This window comes from Caldibacillus sp. 210928-DFI.2.18 (genome assembly GCF_020554505.1).
Lineage (GTDB): Bacteria > Bacillota > Bacilli > Bacillales > Caldibacillaceae > Caldifermentibacillus > Caldifermentibacillus hisashii.
The window spans coordinates 1-1435 of sequence record NZ_JAJCHL010000188.1 but is presented as its reverse complement, the minus strand read 5'-3'; the positions used below and the strand labels follow the sequence as shown (position 1 = coordinate 1435).

Sequence of the window (1435 nt, the reverse complement as noted above, 5' to 3'; positions counted from 1 at the left end):
AAAGCTCATAAATCCTTCTCCTATTTGGTTTTTTTGTTTGTTCAGCAACCCCTAAGTATCTTGAAAAAAATTAGCGGCAAAAGAAAAAAGTTGTATGGGTCGCCAGATCCGTGAGAAAATAGCAAAGTCCCACTTAAGGAATACATTATCCCCAAAAGGCTAAAATAATTTAGTAATATTAATATTCTCTATTGAGGTGATTATAGTAAGCACTCGCCATGAAAATGTTGAGAAAGTCCGATTGTTGGAAGACAAATTATTTGAGATGGATGCGACGGGGTGGTTGGAGTATGAATTTTGACATGGGAATGGTGGCTGTTGTTGTCCTTCTTCATTTCACCTTGGATTTTGTGGATATACACAAAGAAACGAGAATGGCTAGTAGAATCCATACTGTTTGGAGTTATTGTCATGGTGATCACAATTTTATTGGACACAATAGGGTTGCAATTTTCATTTTGGGAATATCCTATTGAATTTCTGCCCGTAATTCCAAGTGCATTTCCGTTTGATGTTTCGTTGGTACCTGTTGCCTATATGTTGCTTTTCCAATATAACCGAACATGGAAATCATTTATTTCAGCCCAAATTGTCATGGCTTTTGTATATGCTTTTATCGGGGAACCCTTATGCAATTGGATTAACCTTGTTTGTTATATTAAATGGAATTACATGTATTCCTTCTTATATTACATTCTTATTGGACTTGGAATTAGAGCACTTATTTTAAAATGGGTTTCTGTTTCAAAGTCGTGAAAAAAAAGGTGCCAGGCACCTTTTTTCGTCATAAAATATCAGCAACTAATTTTACAATCAAAAAAGACGGGCCGAAGCAACCGAGATTTTTCGGATTTATCGACAGACTAAAGCTTACTCAAAGAGTAAGCTTAACCTCTATAAACATCATCACATGTTCCAGGTTTTGGTTCATAAAAACAATGTTCTTTAAATTGACCAGAATGAGGTTGACCATACCATGTTGGAGGGCATGGACCATGAGGATTAAAATACCAAAGAGCATATTTTGCTGGGTGTTCTCTCCAATAATCCAAATTTTTTTTTGCCAATCTTTTTTCAGAAGTTCTTGCTCTTTGATAAAATACATTCCCTTTTTGAACTGCTTCAAAGGAAAAATTTCCTCCTTGCACTTGAAAAATAACTTGCTCAACGGTTCTTAAACCTTTAAAGTCTAAACATTCTGCTACAACTCGATTCACAATTACATTTCCAACATATAACATTCCCAGTTTTCCTTCTCCTTCGGCTTCTGCTCTCATCAACCTTGCCATTAAGGCAACATCTGAACTTCGGTAATTTACTCTTGGCATTTTTCTACCCCCAAATATAGTATGAAAAAAAGCCTACATTCATGTCATTATTTATAGTATGAAAAAAAGCCTACATTCATGTCATTATTTATAGTATGAAAAAAAGC

At 35.0% G+C, this 1435-nt stretch carries 2 protein-coding genes; one reads left to right on the top strand and one right to left on the bottom strand.

The features are described from left to right. The first annotated feature begins 411 nt into the window (after positions 1–411). Positions 412–756: a CBO0543 family protein gene (locus tag LIZ98_RS17455; RefSeq protein ID WP_227140404.1), complete on the top strand. Its 345-nt coding sequence runs from the start codon at positions 412–414 to the stop codon at positions 754–756. 131 nt (positions 757–887) lie between these two features. On the opposite strand, the gene LIZ98_RS17450 is transcribed toward LIZ98_RS17455, so the two are convergent. Continuing rightward, positions 888–1328: a cell wall hydrolase gene (locus LIZ98_RS17450; RefSeq protein WP_041846744.1), complete on the bottom strand. Its 441-nt coding sequence runs from the start codon at positions 1326–1328 to the stop codon at positions 888–890. Positions 1329–1435 lie beyond the last annotated feature (107 nt).

Coding starts and splice junctions, on each gene's coding strand:
- LIZ98_RS17455 (WP_227140404.1), top strand. CDS start 412: ATGGTGATCACAATTTTATTGGACACAATAGGGTTGCAATTTTCATTT.
- LIZ98_RS17450 (WP_041846744.1), bottom strand. CDS start 1,328: ATGCCAAGAGTAAATTACCGAAGTTCAGATGTTGCCTTAATGGCAAGG.